The following is an 18,647-nucleotide window of genomic DNA, read 5'->3' on the forward strand; positions in this document are numbered from 1 at the left end:
GTGCGCGGTATGAACCGGCCCGCCGGCCGGAGGTTGTTTCCGGCCGGTCAGCCGGCTACTCGGGCGGCGAGCGCGTCGCCGACCTCGGAGGTCGAACGGGCGCCGGAGCGCTCGGCGAGGTCCGCGGCGACCGCGGCCTCGACCTGGGCGGCCTCGGCGGCGAAGCCGAGGTGCTCCAGCAGCATGGCGACGGACAGCACGGTGGCGGTCGGGTCCGCCTTGCCCTGGCCGGCGATGTCCGGGGCGGAGCCGTGCACCGGCTCGAACATCGACGGGAACTCGCCGCCCGGGTTGATGTTGCCGGACGCGGCCAGGCCGATGCCGCCGGTGACGGCCGCGGCGAGGTCGGTGAGGATGTCGCCGAACAGGTTGTCGGTGACGATCACGTCGAAGCGCTCGGGCTGGGTGACGAAGAAGATCGTCGCCGCGTCCACGTGCAGGTAGTCGGTGCTGACCTCGGGGAACTCCCGGCCGACCTGCTCGAAGATCCGGGTCCACAGGTGGCCGGCGTGCACCAGCACGTTGTTCTTGTGGACGAGCGTGAGCTTCTTGCGCGGGCGGGCCTGGGCCCGGCGGTAGGCGTCCCGGACGACCCGCTCGATGCCGAAGGCGGTGTTCAGCGACACCTCGGTGGCGACCTCCTGCGGGGTGCCGGTGCGCAGTGTGCCGCCGTTGCCGACGTACGGGCCCTCGGTGCCCTCGCGGACCACCACGAAGTCGATGTCGGGGTTCCCGGCCAGCGGCGACTTCACGTTCGGGAAGAGCTTGCCCGGGCGCAGGTTGATGTGGTGGTCGAAGGCGAACCGCAGCTTCAGCAGCAGCCCGCGCTCCAGCACGCCGGACGGCACGCTCGGGTCGCCGATCGCGCCGAGCAGGATCGCGTCCTGCCCCTTGAGCTCCTCCAGCACCGCGCCCGGGAGGGTCTCCCCGGTGCGGTGGTACAGCCGTGCACCGAGGTCGTACTCGGTGGTCTCCAGCTTGGTGTCGGAGGGCAGGGCGGCGCGGAGCACCTTGAGGCCCTCGGCCACGACCTCCTGGCCGATGCCGTCACCCGGGATCACTGCGAGACGAATGGTGCGAGACATAAATCGGACACTACAACCCGTCCCACGGCCTGGGCACGCACCGTCCACGATCCGGACGCGGCGTCAGGCCAGCTCCACCTCGACCGGGAACGGGTGCTCGACCTTGAGGCGGTCGTGGAAGATCCCGGTGGGCACGTAACTGTTGGTGGACGGGTCCGACTCGTACGTGTAGGCGACCGGGCGGCCGTCGACGTTCTCCACCCGCCAGAAGTAGCGGATACCGGCGGCGGCGTACTTGGGGGGCTTGGTCCGGCGGTCGCGGGTCTGCGACTCCTCGGAGACCACTTCGACAACGAGCAGGACATCCGCAGCGTGGCAGAACGTGGTTTGGGGCCCCCAGTCCGCATGGGCGTCGACCACCATCAGGTCGGGCTCCGGGCGGTTGCGCTCGTCGAGCACGACGGTCATCGAGCGCCACACCTCCCAGTCGGGCGGCGCGGCCTCCAGCGCACTGTGCAGCAGGCCCGTCGTGCGCGTCTCCCACCTGGTGCGCGGGGCGGTGAAGACCAGGCTTCCGTCGATCAGTTCCGTGTGCGGCGGGGCGTCGGGGAGGTGGTCCAGGTCTTCCGCCCGGTAGCCGGTCGGTGGCGGGCGGAGCCAGTCCGGATACGGGGTGAGCGCGGGGTCGTTCATCGGGTCAGCCGCCGTTGCGGGTGAGGAGTTGGGTGCGGTTGCCGGTGGGGTTGAGGTGGTGGATCAGCAGGGCCTCGGGGAGGGGGGTGTGCAGGACCTGGCCGGGGTGGGTGGGGACGAGGACGGGGGTGGCCAGGGTCGGGTCGAGGGGGTAGGGGCCGAGGGTGGTGAGGGCTTCGGCGGGGTTGTCGGAGGGGGAGGTCCAGAGGGTGTAGCGGGGGTGGGTGAGCGGGGGGAGGGTGGAGAGGCGGACCGGGAGGAGGAGGGTGTCGGAGTCGAGCAGGGCGGTGTCGGTGTCGCCCCAGCGGCCGTTGAGGGGCTGGACGTCGAGTTCGGCGCCGGTGCGGGCGTCGAGGGTGCGGGCGACCAGGACGTCGCTGCCCTTGAGGCGGTCGGCGACGACGGTGGCGTCGGGGGTGCCGTCGCCGTCGGTGTCGAGGGAGGCATGGACGGCGATCGGGCCGGCGGGGGTGGCGGCGGGAGCCCAGCGGACGGCGGCGAGGTAGAGCATGCCGTGGCCGTCGACGGCGGCGGCGGCCCGGCGGAGGTTGTGGGCGCGTTCGGCGGGGTCGTCGACGCAGGGGGTGTCGTCGGGGGTGGGGCAGTCGGGCCAGCGCGCGGCCTCGCCGCCGGGTTGCAGGACGGTGAGCAGGTCGGAGCGGGTGCCCTCGCCGGAGACGGCGAAGGTGGCGGCGGTGCCGAGGGCGGTGGCGGCGGTGGCGGCGCGCGGGGCGGCGAACAGCGGGACGCGGAGGGCCGGGAGGGCGGGGTCGGCGGGGGCGAGGGTGAGGCGGCCGGAGAGTTCGGCGCGGTAGCTGCGGGCGTGGCCGCCCTGGAGCAGGTCGAGGGTGGGGTCGGCGGCCCGGCCGAGGCCCGCGCCGAGCCGGAGCGTGACGGTGACGGTGGCGGTGCCGTGCGGCGGGAGGTCGACCCGGGCGGGCGCGAGCTCGAAGGCGGCGCCGGGCACGGTGGTGGCGGACGCGTAGCCGGTGCTGTAGGACAGGTGACGGTCGCTCAGGTTGCGGACCGTCACCTCGCGGGTGGCGGTGAGCGGTCCGGTGGCCTCGACCACGCCGAAGGAGACGCCGACCGCGCCCTCGGTCTGCGCGCCGTGGGCGAGCACGGGGGTGCGGACGGCCTCGTCGACCCGGACCCGGCCGCTGCCGGTGCGTTCGGGGCCGTACACCGGGCCGGTGCGGCCGTCGTGCAGGTAGGTGTCGGTGGCGGTGTCCATCAGGGCCGCCTTGACCTCGGTGGGGCCGTAGTCGGGGTGCGCGGCGCGGACCAGCGCGGCCAGGCCGGCCAGGTGCGGGGTGGCCATCGAGGTGCCGTCCTCGCGCATGCCGCCGGTGCCGGTGCCGGCCTTGGCGGACCAAACGGTCTCGCCGGGGGCGGCCAGGTCGGGCTTGACCACGCCGTCGACGCCGATGCCGCGGGAGGTGAAGGGGGCCAGCGTGTCGGTGCGCTGCGGCTGGTCCTGCGGGACGGCGCCGTGCAGCGGGTTGCCGGGGGCGGCGAGCCGGACGGTGACCGGGCCCTCCCCCAGGGCGGTCAGCAGCCGCTGCCCGTCGGCGCGGGCCAGGATCGCGGCGGGGATCCGGGCGTCGCCGGCGATCTCGCCGAGGTTGTCGCCGTCGGCGGCGAAGAGCGTGCCGACGGCGCCGGCGTCGGCGGCGTGGTCGGCGCGCGGGGCGGAGCCGCAGGCCCGGTCGGGGTCCTTGGTGGTCCAGCGCAGCACCGCGACCTTGCCGCGCAGCCGGTCGGCGTCGGCGGGGGTGAAGGGTTTGCAGCCGTCCGACTGGTCGGCGGGGACGGCGAGTTCGCCGCTCACCCCGGTGTCGTCCCAGTGGGTGTACTTGCTGCTCCAGTGCGCGGGGACGTTCCCGGCCAGCGCGGCGGGGGCGAGCACGGTGATGCCGTCGGCGTCGCCGTGCGGGTCGACGGAGGCGGCGGCGGTGAGCACCCGGGCGGCGGTGCCGGGGCTGCCGCCGACGGCGTACACGTCGCCCTCGTTGCCGGCGGCGGCGACCACCACGGTGCCGAGGGCGGCGAGCCGGTCGGCGGCGAGGGCGTCGGCGTCGCCGGGGCGGCCGTAGGGGCTGCCGAGCGAGAGGTTGACCACGTCGAGGCGGTCGGAGAGGTCGCCGTCGCCGTTCGGGTCGGCGGCGAGGTCGAGGGCGGCGGAGAGCTGGTCGGTGGAGCCGTCGCAGCCGAACACCTTGATGGCGTAGAGCCGGGCGCCGGGGGCGGCACCGGGCGCGACCTTGAAGTCGGCCGGGTCCAGGCCGGGGCGGTAGGGGCCGCGGTAGGTCCGGCCGTCGGCGGTGACGCCGTACCCGGCGGCGGTGCCGGCGACGTGGGTGCCGTGGCCGTTGGCGGCGCAGTCCAGCGGGTTGTCGTCGGGGTGCGGTTCGGGCTGGGGGTGGGCGGAGGCCGGGTCGGGGTCGTAGTCGTCGCCGACCAGGTCCTTGCCGCCGATCACCTTGTCGGTGGGGAACAGTCCGGCGGGCGCGGGCCTGGCGCCGTCGACCGCGCGGTACGCCTCGGGGGTGCCGGGGCCGCCGAAGTCGGCGTGGGTGTAGTCGATGCCGGAGTCGACGACGCCGATCCGGACGCCTTCGCCGGTGTGTCCCGCGGGGCCGTCCCAGACCTTCGGGGCGCCGGTGAGCGGCACCGAGTAGCCGTTGGCGCGCCGCTTGAGCGCGATCGGGCGGACGGCGCGCACCCCGGGGAGGGCGGCCAGCCGCGGGAGTTCGGCGGCGGGCAGCCGCAGCGCGAGGCCGCTGGCCAGGGTGCGGGTGCGGTAGAGCGGGCGGGCGCCGGGGGCGGCGCGCCGCAGTCGGGCGGTGAGGGCGTCCAACGACCGGTCGGCGGCGGCGCGTTGGCCGCTGCCGGCGGCGGCCGCGGCGCGCCGGGTCTGGTCGGGGGTGCGCGCCTGTCGGCGGGCGTCGTCCCGGGCGCGCTGCCAGGCGGTGGCGGCGGGCTCGGTGTCGAGCTCCACGAAGACGGTCGTGCTCGGCCCGGCCGGCTGGGCGGCCGACGCGGGGACGGCGGCGGCCGGGGCGAGCAGGGCGAGGGCGGCGAGGAGGCCGAGGGAGGTGGGGCGCACGGCCCCAAACTAGGAGCCGCCGCCGGGCCGGGCGAGGACGTTCACCCTGTGGGTGACGGTGCGTCACCCGCCCGGCGCAACCGGGGGGTTGGCGTTCAGTCGATCGCCGGGGCGCCGTTGTCGCGCCGGTCGAGGGCGCGCTGCAGGGCGGCGGCGGTGCGGGGGTCGGCCGGGAGGGCGCGGCGGCGGCGCGGGGTCGCGGCGCGGGCGGCGGCGGACGCGGTGGCGGTGGTGGCGGTGGTGCGGTCTGCAACGAAAGGCATACCGGGCTCCTTGGTGCGGGGGCGCGACGGCGCATGAGGGTGCTGGGTGGGGGTACGCCTGGCAGGGGTCGCCTGCCGCACCGCGTACGGGTCGTACGGGCCACGCGCCCCGGCGTTGCGGGGGGTGGCGCACCGTACGACCTCTTCACAGTACGACGAGGAGGCCGTGAGGTCAGCAGATTTACTCGGATTTCCTAGTATCTGAGACGGGATTCCCGCCCGGGTGTGCGAACGGCCCTTCCGCCGCAAGGGCGGAAGGGCCGTTCGGGAGGGCCGGGCGGGCGTCAGCCGAGGTTCACCGCGCGGGCGAACCGGGCGCCGATGGCGCCGGCGATCTCGGTCAGCACCTCCTGGGACACCTCGCTGTCCACGGTGATCGAGGCGAGCGCGCTGTCGCCGTCCCGGGCGACCTGCATGCCCGCGATGTTGATCCCGGCGTCGCCGAGGATGCGGCCGAGGGTGCCGACCACGCCGGGGCGGTCCTCGTAGTGGAAGAAGGCCATGTGGTCGGTGAGCGCCACGTCCACGTCGAAGCCGTCCACGCCGACGATCTTCTGGGTCTGCTTCGGGCCGGACAGCGTGCCGGAGATCGACACCTCGCCGCCGTCGGCCAGGGTGCCGCGGACGGTGATCACGTTGCGGTGCTCGGGCGACTCGCTGGAGGTGGTCAGCCGCACCTCGACGCCGCGCTCCTGGGCGAACAGCGGGGCGTTGACGTAGGACACCGTCTCGGCCACCACGTCCTCGAACACGCCCTTCAGCGCGGAGAGTTCGAGCACCTTGACGTCGTGCTGGGTGATCTCGCCGCGGACCTCGACGTCCAGGCGGACGGCGACCTCGCCGGCCAGCGCGGTGAAGATCCGGCCGAGCTTCTCGGCCAGCGGCAGGCCCGGGCGGACGTCCTCGGCGATCACGCCGCCCTGGACGTTGACCGCGTCCGGCACCAGCTCGCCGGCCAGCGCCAGGCGCACCGAGCGGGCGACCGCGATGCCGGCCTTCTCCTGCGCCTCGTCGGTGGAGGCGCCCAGGTGCGGGGTGGCGACCACGTTGTCGAAGGCGAACAGCGGCGAGTCGGTGCACGGCTCCTTGCTGTACACGTCGAGGCCGGCGCCGGCCACCCGGCCCTCCTGCAGCGCGCGGAGCAGGGCGTCCTCGTCGACGATGCCGCCGCGGGCGGCGTTGACGATCCGCACGCTCGGCTTGACCTTGTGCAGCGCCTCGTCGCCGATCAGGCCGATGGTCTCCGGGGTCTTCGGGAGGTGCACGGTGATGAAGTCGGCGACCTCCAGCAGCTCTTCGAGCGAGAGCAGCTTGACGCCCATCTGGGCCGCGCGGGCGGCCTGGATGTAGGGGTCGTAGGCGACGATCTTCATGCCGAACGCGGACATCCGCTGGGCGACCAGGACGCCGATCCGGCCGAGGCCGACCACGCCGAGCACCTTCTCGCTCAGCTCGACGCCGGTGTACTTGTTGCGCTTCCACTCGCCGCCCTTGAGCGCGGCGTTGGCGGGCGCGATGTTGCGGGCGACCGAGATCAGCAGGCCGCAGGCCAGCTCGGCGGCGGTGACGATATTGGAGGTCGGCGCGTTCACGACCATCACGCCGGCCTTGGTGGAGGCGGCGACGTCCACGTTGTCCAGGCCGACGCCGGCCCGGGCGACCACCTTGAGCTTCTTGGCGGCGGCCAGCGCCTCGGCGTCCACCTTGGTGGCGGAGCGGATCAGGATGGCGTCCACGTCGGCGATCGCGGTCAGCAGCTCGGTGCGGTCGGCGCCGTTGCAGTGCCGGATCTCGAAGTCGGGGCCCAGTGCGTCGACGGTGGCGGGCGACAGCTCTTCGGCGATCAGAACGACAGCGTTTTTGGGTGTCACAGTGCTCACGACAGTGTGTCCTTAACTGTCCGGTTCACCCCGCCGCACGGAGGTGGCGTGCACAGGGCGGGGGAAGGTGGCATGTCGCGTAGTTAGACGCACGACGCTGTGGGCCTGACGCGTGGTTCGGAGTCTATCGGCGGGGCGGTGCGGGGACTGCTCCCGTCCGGCGAAATCACCCGGACGGGAACAGCCTTGTTGTACAAGCGATCAGGCGCTCTCGTCCACCCAGGACATCAACTTGCGGAGCTTCTTGCCGGTGGTCTCCAGCAGGTGCTCGCTGTCCGCGTTCTTGTACTCGTTGTACTTCGGCAGGCCCGCCTTGTACTCGGCGATCCAGGTGTTGGCGAAGGTGCCGTCCTGGATCTCGGCGAGGACCTTCTTCATCTCGGCCTTGGTGTCGGCGGTGATGATCCGGGGGCCGGTCACGTAGTCGCCCCACTCGGCGGTCTCGGAGACCGACCAGCGCATCTTCTCCAGGCCGCCCTCGTACATCAGGTCGACGATCAGCTTCAGCTCGTGCAGGCACTCGAAGTAGGCGATCTCGGGCTGGTAGCCCGCCTCGACCAGGGTCTCGAAGCCGGCCTTGACCAGGGCGGCGGTGCCGCCGCAGAGGACGGCCTGCTCGCCGAACAGGTCGGTCTCGGTCTCCTCGGTGAAGGTGGTCTTGATCACGCCGGCCTTGGTGCCGCCGATGCCCTTGGCGTAGGACAGCGCCAGGTCGAAGGCCTTGCCGGTGGCGTCCTGCTCGACGGCCACGATGCAGGGGACGCCGCGGCCCTCCTGGTACTGGCGGCGGACCAGGTGGCCCGGGCCCTTCGGGGCGACCATGCAGACGTCGACGTCGGCCGGCGGCTGGATGAAGCCGAACCGGATGTTCAGGCCGTGGCCGAAGAACAGGGCGTCGCCCGCCTTCAGGTTCGGCTCGATGGCGTCCTGGTAGACGTCGGCCTGGATCGGGTCCGGCACCAGGATCATGATGACGTCGGCCTCGGCCGCGGCCTCGGCCGGGGTGACCACGCGCAGGCCGGCCTCCTCGGCGGCGGCCCGGGACTTGGAGCCCTCCAGCAGGCCGACCCGGACGTCCACGCCCGAGTCGCGCAGCGACAGCGCGTGGGCGTGGCCCTGGCTGCCGTAGCCGATGACCGCGACCTTGCGGCCCTGGATGATGGACAGGTCGGCGTCGTCTTCGTAGAACAGCTCGGCCACGGGGGCACATCTCCTTGCGTGGTGGTGATGCCGGGGTTCCTACGGTAGGCCAGCCCGGCGGGGGTTCGGCGGTGGTGCTCAGTCAGTAAGACGCTGGTGTCAGGCGGTGCGGTCGAGCGCGCGCAGCGAGCGGTCGGTGATGGAACGGGCGCCGCGGCCGATCGCCACCAGCCCGGACTGCACCAACTCCTTGACGCCGTACGGCTCCAGCATCCGCAGCATGGCCTCCAGCTTGTCCGAGGAGCCGGTCGCCTCGATGGTCACCGCGTCGGGCGACACGTCGACGGTCTTGGCCCGGAACAGCTGGACGATCTCGGTGACCTGCGAGCGGGTCTCGGCGTCGGCCCGGACCTTGACCAGGACCAGCTCGCGCTGGACCGCCTGGGACTGGTCCAGCTCGACGATCTTGATCACGTTGACCAGCTTGTTGAGCTGCTTGGTGACCTGCTCCAGCGGCAGCTCCTCGACGTTGACCACGATGGTCATCCGGGAGATGTCGGGGTGCTCGGTCGGGCCGACCGCCAGCGAGTCGATGTTGAAGCCGCGGCGGGAGAACAGCGAGGCGATCCGGGCGAGCACGCCGGGCTTGTTCTCGACCAGGACGGACAGGGTGTGCTTGGACATGGTGGTCATCGCTTTCTGGGTCCGTCAGTCCAGGTCGTCGCCGAAGTCGGGGCGCACGCCCCGGGCGAACAGGATCTCGTCGTTGCTGGTGCCGGCCGCGACCATGGGCCAGACCATCGCGTCCTGGTGGACGATGAAGTCGATGACCACGGGGCGGTCGTTGATCTCCATCGCCTGCTTGATCACGTCGTCCAGGTCCTCGGGGCGCTCGCAGCGCAGGCCGACCGCGCCCATCGCCTCGGAGAGCAGCACGAAGTCCGGGATCCGGGTGCCCTGGGCGGGCGGCTCGATGCCGTCGTGGCCGGGGCCGGAGTGCAGCACGGTGTTGGAGTAGCGCTGGTTGTAGAACAGGGTCTGCCACTGGCGGACCATGCCGAGCGAGCCGTTGTTGATGACCGCGACCTTGATCGGGATGTCGTTCAGGGTGCAGGTGGTGAGTTCCTGGTTGGTCATCTGGAAGCAGCCGTCGCCGTCGATCGCCCAGACCGGGACGTCGGGCCGGCCGGCCTTGGCGCCCATCGCGGCGGGGACGGCGTAGCCCATCGTCCCGGCGCCGCCGGAGTTCAGCCAGGTGGCCGGCTTCTCGAACCGGATGAACTGGCTGGCCCACATCTGGTGCTGGCCGACGCCCGCGGCGTAGATCGCGTCCGGGCCGACCAGCTGCCCGATCCGCTCGATCACCTGCTGGGGCGACAACTGCCCGTCGGGGGCGGGCTCGTAGCCGAGCGGGTAGGTCTTCTTCCAGTGGTCGAGCTTGCTCCACCAGTCCGCGTAGTCGGCCCGGTGGCCGGCGTCGAACTCGGCCTGGACGGCGACGATCAGGTCGGCCAGCACCTCGCGGGCGTCGCCGACGATCGGGACGTCCGCCGGGCGGTTCTTGCCGATCTCGGCCGGGTCGATGTCGGCGTGCACGACCTTGGCGTTCGGGGCGAAGGAGTCCAGCTTGCCGGTGACCCGGTCGTCGAAGCGGGCGCCCAGGGTGAACAGCAGGTCGGACTTCTGCAGGGCGGTGACGGCGGGGACCGAGCCGTGCATGCCGGGCATGCCCAGGTGCTGCGGGTGGCTGTCCGGGAAGACGCCGATCGCCATCAGGGTGGTCACCACGGGGGCGCCGGTCAGCTCGGCCAGGATGCGCAGTTCGGCGCCGGCGCCGGCCTTGAGCACGCCGCCGCCGACGTACAGCACCGGGCGCTTGGCGTTCACCAGCAGCTTGGCGGCCTCGCGGATCTGCTTGGCGTGCGGCTTGGTGACCGGGCGGTAGCCGGGCAGCGCGGCCTCGACCGGCCAGCGGAAGACGGTGGTGGCCTGCAGGGCGTCCTTGGCGATGTCGACCAGGACCGGGCCGGGGCGGCCGGTGGCGGCGATGTGGAAGGCCTCGGCGATCACCCGGGGGATCTCGGCGGGGTCGGTCACCAGATAGTTGTGCTTGGTGATCGGCATCGTGATGCCGCAGATGTCCGCCTCCTGGAAGGCGTCGGTGCCGATCGCCTTGGAGGCGACCTGGCCGGTGATCGCCACCATCGGGACGGAGTCCATGTAGGCGTCGGCGATCGGGGTGACCAGGTTGGTCGCGCCGGGGCCCGAGGTGGCCATGCAGACGCCGACCCGGCCGGTGGCCTGCGCGTAGCCGGTCGCGGCGTGGCCGGCGCCCTGCTCGTGCCGGACCAGGATGTGGCGGACCTTGGTGGAGTCCATCAGCGGGTCGTAGGCGGGGAGGATCGCACCACCGGGGATGCCGAACACGGTGTCCGCGCCCACGGCTTCGAGCGAGCGGATGAGCGACTGCGCGCCGGTCATGGTCTCGGTGGTCTGGGGACCCGGAGCGTGCGCGGCCGGGTGGTCCCCGCGACGGGGGGTTGCGGCGTGCTCAGTCATCTGCCTGTCTCTTCTCGGGTTCTGCTCGGGTTCGTCCGGGGCGGGCCGCCGGGGGCCCGGTCCGGTCTCCGGCTCTGCCTCAATCGTCCGGATTTCAGGTGGTTGAGGCCAGTGGTGGTGCGGTGGCCAACCAGGATTCGTGCAACAAAAAACCCCTCGTGCCCAGGGCAAGCGAGGGGGAGGCGCGTCGGGCTGCGGTTCAGCCGACGCGCCCGCCAAGTACGAGAATTCGGGTGGTCATGGCACCGACCTTCCTCCCACGCAGTGGCGGGTGTCAAGCTGGTGGGACCGCCGTCTCACCATGCGAACCGCCGCCCGGACCCCCCACCGGGTGCCGTTGTCCCAGGTCGCGTGGGGTGTGCTGCGGTCCGGGGCGGGCCGCCGCGGCCTCCGCCAGTCCACCCGTTCGCGGTCCGGCCGTGAGCAGTGCCCGACGGGCGGCGGCCGCCCGGTCGGCGCCCGGCACCGGGTAGCCGCGGCGCAACAGGGCGCGGCGCAGCCGGAGTTCGTCCAGCGGCCGGTCGAAGGCCAGGCCCTGGCCGCGGCGGCAGCCGAGCTCCTGGAGGACGGCGGCCTGCCGGGGGTGGTCGACGCCGTCGGCGCCGGTGACCAGGCCGAGGTCGCGGCCCAGCCGCAGCGCGTGCCCGGCCAGCGCCCGGGTGAGTGGGGACTCGGCGAGGTCCTGGACCAGGCTGCGGTCGAGCTTGAGGGCGTCGAAGGGCAGCCGGGCGAGCACGCCGAGCGAGCCGCCGCCGGCCCCGAAGCCGGCCAGCGCGGTGGAGATCCCGAGGCGGCGCAGCGCGGCCAGCCGGCGGCCGAGCTCGTCGGCGAGCGCGTCCGGGCCGGTCCGGGCCACCTCCAGGACCAGCAGGTCGGGCGGCAGGCCGGTGTCGCGCAGCACGCCGGCCAGCGTCTCGTACATGCCGGGGGCGCAGATCCGTTCGGCGGCGAGCCGGACGGTGACCGGGACGGGGGGCGCGGCGGGGCCGTCGGCGCGGCGGCGGGCAGCCGCGGCCACCGCCTCGGTGAGCAGCCAGCGGGCGAACCGGGTGGCGGCGTCGCCGGTCTCGGCGGTGCGCAGGAACTCGGCGGGGGTGAGCAGCATGCCCTGGGCGGAGCGCCAGCGGGCCTGCGCCTCGACGCCGGTGAGCCGGCCGCCGGCCAGCTCGACCACGGGCTGGTGCAGCAGCGTGAAGGAGCCCTCCCGGACGGCGGCGCGCAGCCGCTCCTCCAGTTCGCCGCGGCGGTCGAGTTCGGCGCGCATGGCGGGGGTGTAGAGCACCACCCGGCCCTTGCCGCGGGACTTGGCCTGGTACATGGCGAGGTCGGCGTTGCGCAGCAGTTCGTCGGCGGCGGTGCCGGAGGGGCCGTCGGGGGCCCGCTCGGGGCCGCCGGGGCCGGGCTCGGGGGCGGGCAGCGGGGTGTCGGGGCCGAAGGCGATGCCGATGGAGGCGGCGACGCCGAGTTCGGCGCCGCCGATCCAGTAGGGCTCGGAGAGCGCGCCGCGGATCCGTTCGGCGAGGTCGCGGACCTGGGGGTGGCCGAGCCGGCCGCGGACCAGGACGGCGAACTCGTCGCCGCCGAACCGGGCGACGGTGTCCTCGCCGCGGACGGCGGCCTGCAGCCGGCGGGCGGCCTGGACCAGCAGCTGGTCGCCGACCTGGTGGCCGGCGGTGTCGTTGACGGCCTTGAAGCCGTCGAGGTCGAGGAAGAGCACGGCGACGGTGGTGCCGGCCGGGCCCTGGGCGGCGAGCGCGGCCCGGACCCGCTGGGCGAACAGCGCCCGGTTCGGCAGGTCGGTGAGCGGGTCGTGGAACGCGTTGTGCTGCAACTGGGCCTGCAGGCGCACCCGTTCGGTGATGTCGCGGCTGTTGAGGATCAGCCCGTCGCGGTACGGGTTGACGGTGGACTCGACGTGCAGCCACTCCCCCTCGCCGGAGCGGATCCGGCACTCGACCCGGGCCGAGGGCTCGCCGTTGCTGAACCGGGCGCCCCGGGTGCGGGCCAGGATGCGGCGGACCTCGGCGAGCACCCGGTCGACGTCCTCGGGGTGGACCAGGTTGAGCAGGTTGCCGCCGACCAGTTCCTCCGGGTCGCGGTTGTAGACCCGGAGCGCGGCGGGGCTGACGTAGGAGAGCGCGCCGGACGGTCCGGCGATCATGATGACGTCGCTGGAGCCCTGCACCAGGGAGCGGAAGTGCGCCTCCTTGGTGGCGAGTTCCTGGGCCAGCGAGAGGTTGTCGATCAGCATGATGCCCTGCCGGACGATCAGGGCCAGGCCGACGGTGCTGGCGGCGGCCAGCATCACCCGGTCGATCGAGCGGCCGCCGAGCGCGTTGTAGAGGATGGCGACGGTGCAGACGGCGGCGGCCGCGTACGGGGTGAGGGCGCTGAAGGTGGAGGCGACCCGGCGGCGCGGCAGGCCCTGGGCGGAGGGGTGCTGGCGCAGCGGGTGGCGGCGGTGCGGGTGGCGGCGGTGCGACCAGGGGGCCCAGGCGAGCAGCACCGAGCCGGCGAACCAGCCGGCGTCGAGCAGTTCGCCGGAGTGGTAGTCGCTGTGGAACTGCGGGGTGGTGAAGAGGGCGTCGCACAGCACGGTGACCGCGAGGCCGATCATCGCGGTGTGCACGGCGGCCCGGTTGCCGTCCCGGCCGCGGAAGTTCAGGCCGACCACCAGGCTGACCAGCAGGATGTCGAGCACCGGGTAGCCGAGGCCGAGGGCGAGCTTGAGCGGGTCGTCGCCGTCGCCGGCCGCGACCCGGCCGAGGGCGAGGCTCCAGCTGAGGGTGAACAGCGAGCCGGCCACCAGCCAGCCGTCCAGCAGCAGGCAGAGCCAGCCGGCCGGGTTGCGCGGGCGCTGGGCGAGCACCAGCAGGCCGAGGATGGCGAGCGGGGCGAACAGCAGGAAGGCGTAGTCGGCGGGCGAGTCCTGCGGCGGCGTGCGGCCGAGGACGACCTCGTACCAGCCCCAGGCGCCGTTGCCGAACGCCACCATGGCGGAGGAGAGGCCGAACAGCAGCCAGGCCGGGCGGGTGTGGCCGCCGACCAGCACGCCGTGCCCGAGACAGGACAGGGCGGCCGCGAGGGCCGCCCCGGCGAGACCGAAGTCCCCCATCATCAGTGCGAGTTCGCACGATCCCCAGCCGACGGCGGCGCCCGCCGCGTACCCGGCGCAGAGCAGCGCGAGCAGCACGGCCACCAGTCGGCGCGGCAGGGATCGGGCCGGCAGGGATCGGGCAGGGGGCACCGCCTCGGTGGAGTTCAATCGACATCTCCCCCTCCGGCCCTGCGGCCGTACCGGTGTTCCCGCTCCGGACCCTACACCACTGCGGTCACGCACTGGCACGTGCGCTCGACTTAGAGTAATGAACCGCAGGTGGCGTGGAGTCGGTTGGGAGCGGGATCGCCCGTTCGGCGCAGGCGGCGGGCCGCCGGAGGGGGTCTTGACAGGGTGTCAGGCGGCCGTTCCGGCGGCGGCCCGGACGGCGTGCAGCAGTTCGGCCTGACGGTGGATCAGCGGGTCGGCGGCGGTGTCCTTCGCGGCCACCGCGGCGGCGAAGGCGGTGAGCGCGGCGTCCACCTGGTCGGCGGGGTCGAGCTCGATCCGCTCGGTGCCGCCGTCCCGTTCGAGCAGCACGGCGGGCGCCCGGTCGGCGGGCGGGGTGAAGGCCCGGTCGACCCGGAGCCGGCCGGTGCTGCCCCACAGCTCGTAGCTGTTGCGGTAGGCGTGCTCGATGCCGAAGGCGAGCTGGGCGAGCACTCCCCCGGGGGTGAGCAGCAGGGCGGCCCCGGAGGTGTCGACCTCGGCGCCCGGGCCGCGGTGCAGGGCGGCGCCGGCCACGGTGAGCTCCGGGCCGAGGAAGTGCAGGGCGGCCCGGACGGGGTAGTAGCCGACGTCGAGCAGGGCGCCGCCGCCGAGTTCGGGCCGGTGCCGGATGTCGGTGGGCGGCAGGCCGGGGATGGCGAACGCGGCCGAGAACACCCGCAGTTCGCCGATGGCGCCGTCCGCGACCAGCCGCCGGACCTGCTCGTGCGCGGGGTGGTGGACGAACATCACGTTCTCCCGCAGCACCAGCCCGGCCGCCTCGGCCTGCCGCTGCAGGGCGGCGGTGGCGGCCGGGTCGGCGGTGAGCGGCTTCTCGGCGAGCACGTGCTTGCCGGCCGCGAGCGCGGCGGCGGCCCACTCGGCGTGCAGGGCGATCGGCAGCGGCACGTACACCGCGTCGACCTCGGGGTCCTCGACCAGGGCGCGGTAGCCGGCCACCGCGCGGGCCCCGTACCGCGCGGCGAGCGGTTCGGCCCGGCCGGGGTCGCGGCCGGCGATCGCGGTCAGCCGCAGGCCGGGCCGGGCGGCGATCGCGGGCAGCATCCGCCGCCGGGCGATCTCCGCGCAACCCAGGACGCCGATCCTCAGGGGACGCTGGGTTGCGCGGAGATCCGCGCAGCCCAGGACGCCGATCCGCAGCTCGGGCCCGGTCGTCCGCAGCTCGGGCCCGGTCGTCCGCAGGTCGGGCTCAGTCATCCTCGGGGAGTCCGTTCAGGACGGCCAGCAGGGTGCGGGCCTGGACGTTGACGTAGTGGCCGTGCCGGACCAGGGTGGAGAGCTGACCGGGCGTCACCCAGGCGTAGCCCTCGGGCTCCTGGAGCGGTTCCCGCTCGTCCTCCTCGACGATCAGGTAGTCGGCCTCGGCGTGCAGGAAGCGCCCGCCCTCCTCGGAGTGCACGGCCCGGTAGCGGACCTGCTCGGGGGCGGCGTCCAGCACCCGGTCGAGGAACGGCGGCCGGTGGTCGTGGTTGCCGGGGGTGCACTGGACGGTGGGGGCGAGTTCGACGGCGTCCAGGAAGCCGCCCTCGACCTTGGCGTGCGCCAGCACGTGCCGGACGCCGTCGATCCGCCGGGTGAGGAAGGCGGCGACGCCGGGGCCGACCGGTTCGATCAGCGGCTGGGTCCAGCTGGTGACCTCGCGGCTGCCGGCCGTCACGTTGACGGCGACCACCCGGAAGAACCGGCCCTGCTCGTGCTCGACGGCCTCCTCGCCCTGCTTCCAGCCGGGCAGCCCGGCCAGCGGGATCCGCTCGGCCCGGATGTCGTAGCGGGAGCGCTGCCCGGTGAACCAGGACAGCAGTTCGGTGTCGGAGTGCAGCGCGCGGCCGGCCGGGTCGGCGACCGGGGCGCAGGACAGCACGGTGCGGGAGTCCATGTTGACCACGTTGTCGCGGCCGAGCAGGTCGGCGATCTGGCCGAAGGTCAGCCAGCAGAAGTCCTCGTCGAGCGGGACCTCGTCGAGCGCCTCGACGATCATGTTGCGGTTGCTCTTGTGGAAGAACCAGGAGCCGTGCTCGGACTGCAGCACGTCGGCCAGCACCCGGCGCGGGCGGCCGCCGATGAAGTACTCGATGTACTTCACGTCGGCGCCCCGGTGGACCTTGGTGTAGTTGCTGCGGGTGGCCTGCACGGTGGGCGAGAGCTGGAGCAGGTTGCGGTTGCCGGGCTCCATCTTGGCCTGCATCAGGCAGTGCAGGACGCCGTCGAACTCCTTGACCAGGATGCCCAGGATGCCGACCTCGGGCTGCTTGATGACCGGCTGGTACCACTCCCGGTAGGGCCCGTCGTCGACGGTGACGTGCAGGCCCTCGACCGAGAAGAACCGGCCGCTGCGGTGCACCAGGTTGCCGGTGTCCGGGTCGAAGGACCAGCCGACCAGGTCGGCGAACGGGATCTTCTCCACCGCGAAGTCGTTGGCCCGGCCGCGGCCGGCCAGCCACGCGGCGAACTGCTCGGTGCTCAGCCGGGCGCCCTCGCGGGCGGCGGCGGAGCGGGCGATCCGGGCCGCGGGGCCGGGGTCCTCGCGGGGGCCGGCGGAGGGCGCCGGGACGACCGGTGCGGACATCTGACTGCTCCTCAGCTGTTCTTGGCGACGAACTCGCGGACCGACTCGACGATGTAGTCGAGCTGGGCATCGCTCAGGCCGGGGTACACGCCCACCCAGAAGGTGTGCTCGGTGATGATGTCGCTGTTGGTCAGGTCGCCGACGACCCGGTGCGGCCGGCCGATGTAGGCGGGCTGCCGGGTGAGGTTGCCGGCGAACAGGCGGCGGGTGCCGATCTTCCGGCCCTCCAGGAAGTCGACCAGCGCGGCGCGGGTGAACGGGGCGTCCGGCTTGACGGTGATGACGAAGCCGAACCAGCTCGGGTCGGACTTCTGGGTCGGCTCCGGGAGCAGCAGGCCGGGCACGCCGTCCAGGCCCTCGCGCAGCCGGCGCCAGTTGCGGCGGCGGGCGGCGATGAAGCCGTCGAGCTTGGCGAGCTGGCTGAGGCCGAGGGCGGCCTGGATGTCGGTGGCCTTCAGGTTGTAACCGACGTGCGAGAAGATGTACTTGTGGTCGTAGCCGGCCGGCAGGTCGCCCAGCTGGTACTCGAACCGCTTGAAGCAGGTGTTGTTGACGCCGGGTTCGCACCAGCAGTCCCGGCCCCAGTCGCGCAGCGACTCCACGATCCGGGCCAGGGCCAGGTTGGAGGTCAGCACGCAGCCGCCCTCGCCCATGGTGAGGTGGTGCGCCGGGTAGAAGCTGACCGTGGTCAGGTCGCCGAAGGTGCCGGTGGGCTTGCCGTCGTAGGTGGCGCCGACCGCGTCGCAGTCGTCCTCGATGAGGTAGAGGCCGTGCTCCTTGGCGAGCTGGGCCACCTCACCGACCTCGAACGGGTTGCCGAGGGCGTGCGCGATGATGATCGCCCGGGTCTTGGGGCCGATCGCGGCGGCCACCCGCTCGGCGGTGGTGTTGTAGGTGCCGAGTTCCACGTCCACGAAGACCGGGATCAGCCCATTCTGCAGGATCGGGTTGACGGTGGTGGGGAAGCCCGCCGCGACGGTGATCACTTCGTCGCCCGGCTTGAGCGCCTTGTCGCCGAGTTCGGGCTGGCACAGGGCGGAGACCGCCAGCAGGTTCGCGGAGGAGCCCGAGTTGGTCAGGTGGGCCTTGCGCCGCCCCAGCCGCTTGGCGAACGCGGACTCGAACTTGCGGGAGCTCGGTCCGGCGGCGATCCGCATGGTCAGCGCGGCCTCGACCAGGGCGACCCGGTCCTCCTCGTCCAGCACCGCGCCGGACGGCCAGATCTCGGTGACGCCGGGCACGAACTCGCCGCCGCGCTCCTGTTCCTGCTCCTGGTGGAACTTGCGAACCTCGTCGAGGACGAGTTCCTTGTGCACGCTCATCTCCGGCCCTCCATGGTCGTGATGACTGACTGGTGGTTCTCCTTCGGCCACGTCCCAGCCTGGGACGCGCGCCTCGACCCGTGCTCGACACCGGGTTGGGGGCCTCCGGCTCAGCCGGCCGCGGCGGCCCGGTTGCGCGCGTACAGCGCCTGGCACTCCCGGTAGTCCGCGAGCAGGCCGCGGTCGGCGGCTTCGGCGAGGCCCGGCGCCCCGGCGTCCTTCTCCGACACCACCGGGTCGCCGGTCAGGCCGAGTTCCCAGGGCACCGCGAGCTCCGGGTCGAACGGCTGGATGTCGTACTGGGTGCCGGGGACGAACTGGGTGGAGCAGAGGTAGCTGATGCAGGCGTCGTCGGTGAGCGCGACGAACCCGTGCGCCAGCCCCTCGGCCACGTACACGGCGGTGCCGTCGCCGGCGTCCAGCCTGGTGGTGTCGTACTGGCCGAACGTGGGCGAGCCGAGGCGCAGGTCGACCACGAAGTCCAGCAGCGTGCCGCGCACGCAGCTGACGTACTTGGCCTGCCCGGGCGGGATCACCACGCCGTGGATGCCGCGCAGCGTGTTCCGGCTCGACGACGAGTAGTTGACCTGCAGCGGCGTGAACGCGTGCCCGGTCTGCCGGGCCAGCTCGTCGTGCTTGTACGACTCGAAGAACTCGCCCCGGGCGTCCACCCACTTCCGGGGTCTGACACGGTACGCGTCGGGCAGCTTCATCTCCTCGATCTCCATGGCCCCGGGACTGTAGGCACCCCGGCTAGAGCGGTGG

Annotated in this window: 13 protein-coding genes; all 13 read right to left on the reverse strand. The window is 73.3% G+C overall.

The features are described 5' to 3' along the window. Positions 1-47: 47 nt before the first annotated feature. Positions 48-1,085 carry a 3-isopropylmalate dehydrogenase gene (locus ACIOHG_RS23175; RefSeq protein ID WP_400953485.1) on the reverse strand — a complete coding sequence of 346 codons (1,038 nt, stop codon included), beginning with the start codon at positions 1,083-1,085 and terminating at the stop codon, positions 48-50. Between the two features lie 63 nt (positions 1,086-1,148). Continuing rightward, the gene (locus ACIOHG_RS23180) at positions 1,149-1,718 is read right to left on the reverse strand and encodes a Uma2 family endonuclease (RefSeq protein ID WP_400953486.1); all 570 of its coding nucleotides are present in this window, start codon (positions 1,716-1,718) and stop codon (positions 1,149-1,151) included. A gap of 4 nt (positions 1,719-1,722) precedes the next feature. Further along, a complete protein-coding gene (locus ACIOHG_RS23185; protein ID WP_400953487.1) occupies positions 1,723-4,827 on the reverse strand; it encodes a S8 family serine peptidase in 3,105 nt (1,034 codons plus the stop codon). A 95-nt stretch (positions 4,828-4,922) separates the two neighbouring features. Next, complete coding sequence (locus ACIOHG_RS23190) at positions 4,923-5,090, reverse strand: hypothetical protein (RefSeq protein ID WP_400953488.1); 168 nt, start codon at positions 5,088-5,090, stop codon at positions 4,923-4,925. Positions 5,091-5,374: 284 nt separating this feature from the next. After that, positions 5,375-6,961, reverse strand: a complete 1,587-nt coding sequence (gene serA / locus ACIOHG_RS23195) for a phosphoglycerate dehydrogenase (RefSeq protein ID WP_400953552.1) — start codon at positions 6,959-6,961, stop codon at positions 5,375-5,377. Positions 6,962-7,171: 210 nt separating this feature from the next. Next, complete coding sequence (gene ilvC / locus ACIOHG_RS23200) at positions 7,172-8,170, reverse strand: ketol-acid reductoisomerase (RefSeq protein WP_400953489.1); 999 nt, start codon at positions 8,168-8,170, stop codon at positions 7,172-7,174. A 99-nt stretch (positions 8,171-8,269) separates the two neighbouring features. Continuing rightward, entirely contained in the window at positions 8,270-8,794 is a 525-nt protein-coding gene (gene ilvN / locus ACIOHG_RS23205; RefSeq protein ID WP_400953553.1) for an acetolactate synthase small subunit, read from the reverse strand. A gap of 24 nt (positions 8,795-8,818) precedes the next feature. Next, entirely contained in the window at positions 8,819-10,669 is a 1,851-nt protein-coding gene (locus ACIOHG_RS23210; RefSeq protein WP_400953490.1) for an acetolactate synthase large subunit, read from the reverse strand. Between the two features lie 274 nt (positions 10,670-10,943). Further along, the gene (locus ACIOHG_RS23215; protein ID WP_400953491.1) at positions 10,944-13,934 is read right to left on the reverse strand and encodes a putative bifunctional diguanylate cyclase/phosphodiesterase; all 2,991 of its coding nucleotides are present in this window, start codon (positions 13,932-13,934) and stop codon (positions 10,944-10,946) included. 189 nt (positions 13,935-14,123) lie between these two features. Next, a complete protein-coding gene (locus ACIOHG_RS23220) occupies positions 14,124-15,191 on the reverse strand; it encodes a Gfo/Idh/MocA family protein (protein ID WP_400953492.1) in 1,068 nt (355 codons plus the stop codon). Further along, positions 15,184-16,560: an NDP-hexose 2,3-dehydratase family protein gene (locus ACIOHG_RS23225; protein ID WP_400953493.1), complete on the reverse strand. Its 1,377-nt coding sequence runs from the start codon at positions 16,558-16,560 to the stop codon at positions 15,184-15,186. The genes ACIOHG_RS23220 and ACIOHG_RS23225 overlap by 8 nt, the downstream gene beginning before the upstream one ends. Positions 16,561-16,571: 11 nt before the next feature. Next, entirely contained in the window at positions 16,572-17,882 is a 1,311-nt protein-coding gene (gene rfbH / locus ACIOHG_RS23230; RefSeq protein ID WP_400953494.1) for a lipopolysaccharide biosynthesis protein RfbH, read from the reverse strand. A 110-nt stretch (positions 17,883-17,992) separates the two neighbouring features. Continuing rightward, positions 17,993-18,610, reverse strand: a complete 618-nt coding sequence (locus ACIOHG_RS23235; protein ID WP_400953495.1) for a dTDP-4-dehydrorhamnose 3,5-epimerase family protein — start codon at positions 18,608-18,610, stop codon at positions 17,993-17,995. Positions 18,611-18,647: the final 37 nt, after the last annotated feature.

This window comes from Kitasatospora sp. NPDC088134 (genome assembly GCF_044741705.1).
Classification (GTDB): domain Bacteria; phylum Actinomycetota; class Actinomycetes; order Streptomycetales; family Streptomycetaceae; genus Kitasatospora.

What these genes read in the sequence shown, in the direction of transcription:
- ACIOHG_RS23175 (WP_400953485.1), bottom strand. Translation starts at nt 1,085, where the DNA reads ATGTCTCGCACCATTCGTCTCGCAGTGATCCCGGGTGACGGCATCGGC.
- ACIOHG_RS23180 (WP_400953486.1), bottom strand. Translation starts at nt 1,718, where the DNA reads ATGAACGACCCCGCGCTCACCCCGTATCCGGACTGGCTCCGCCCGCCA.
- ACIOHG_RS23190 (WP_400953488.1), bottom strand. Translation starts at nt 5,090, where the DNA reads ATGCCTTTCGTTGCAGACCGCACCACCGCCACCACCGCCACCGCGTCC.
- ilvN (WP_400953553.1), bottom strand. Translation starts at nt 8,794, where the DNA reads ATGTCCAAGCACACCCTGTCCGTCCTGGTCGAGAACAAGCCCGGCGTG.
- ACIOHG_RS23210 (WP_400953490.1), bottom strand. Translation starts at nt 10,669, where the DNA reads ATGACTGAGCACGCCGCAACCCCCCGTCGCGGGGACCACCCGGCCGCG.
- ACIOHG_RS23220 (WP_400953492.1), bottom strand. Translation starts at nt 15,191, where the DNA reads ATGACTGAGCCCGACCTGCGGACGACCGGGCCCGAGCTGCGGACGACC.
- ACIOHG_RS23225 (WP_400953493.1), bottom strand. Translation starts at nt 16,560, where the DNA reads ATGTCCGCACCGGTCGTCCCGGCGCCCTCCGCCGGCCCCCGCGAGGAC.
- rfbH (WP_400953494.1), bottom strand. Translation starts at nt 17,882, where the DNA reads ATGAGCGTGCACAAGGAACTCGTCCTCGACGAGGTTCGCAAGTTCCAC.
- ACIOHG_RS23235 (WP_400953495.1), bottom strand. Translation starts at nt 18,610, where the DNA reads ATGGAGATCGAGGAGATGAAGCTGCCCGACGCGTACCGTGTCAGACCC.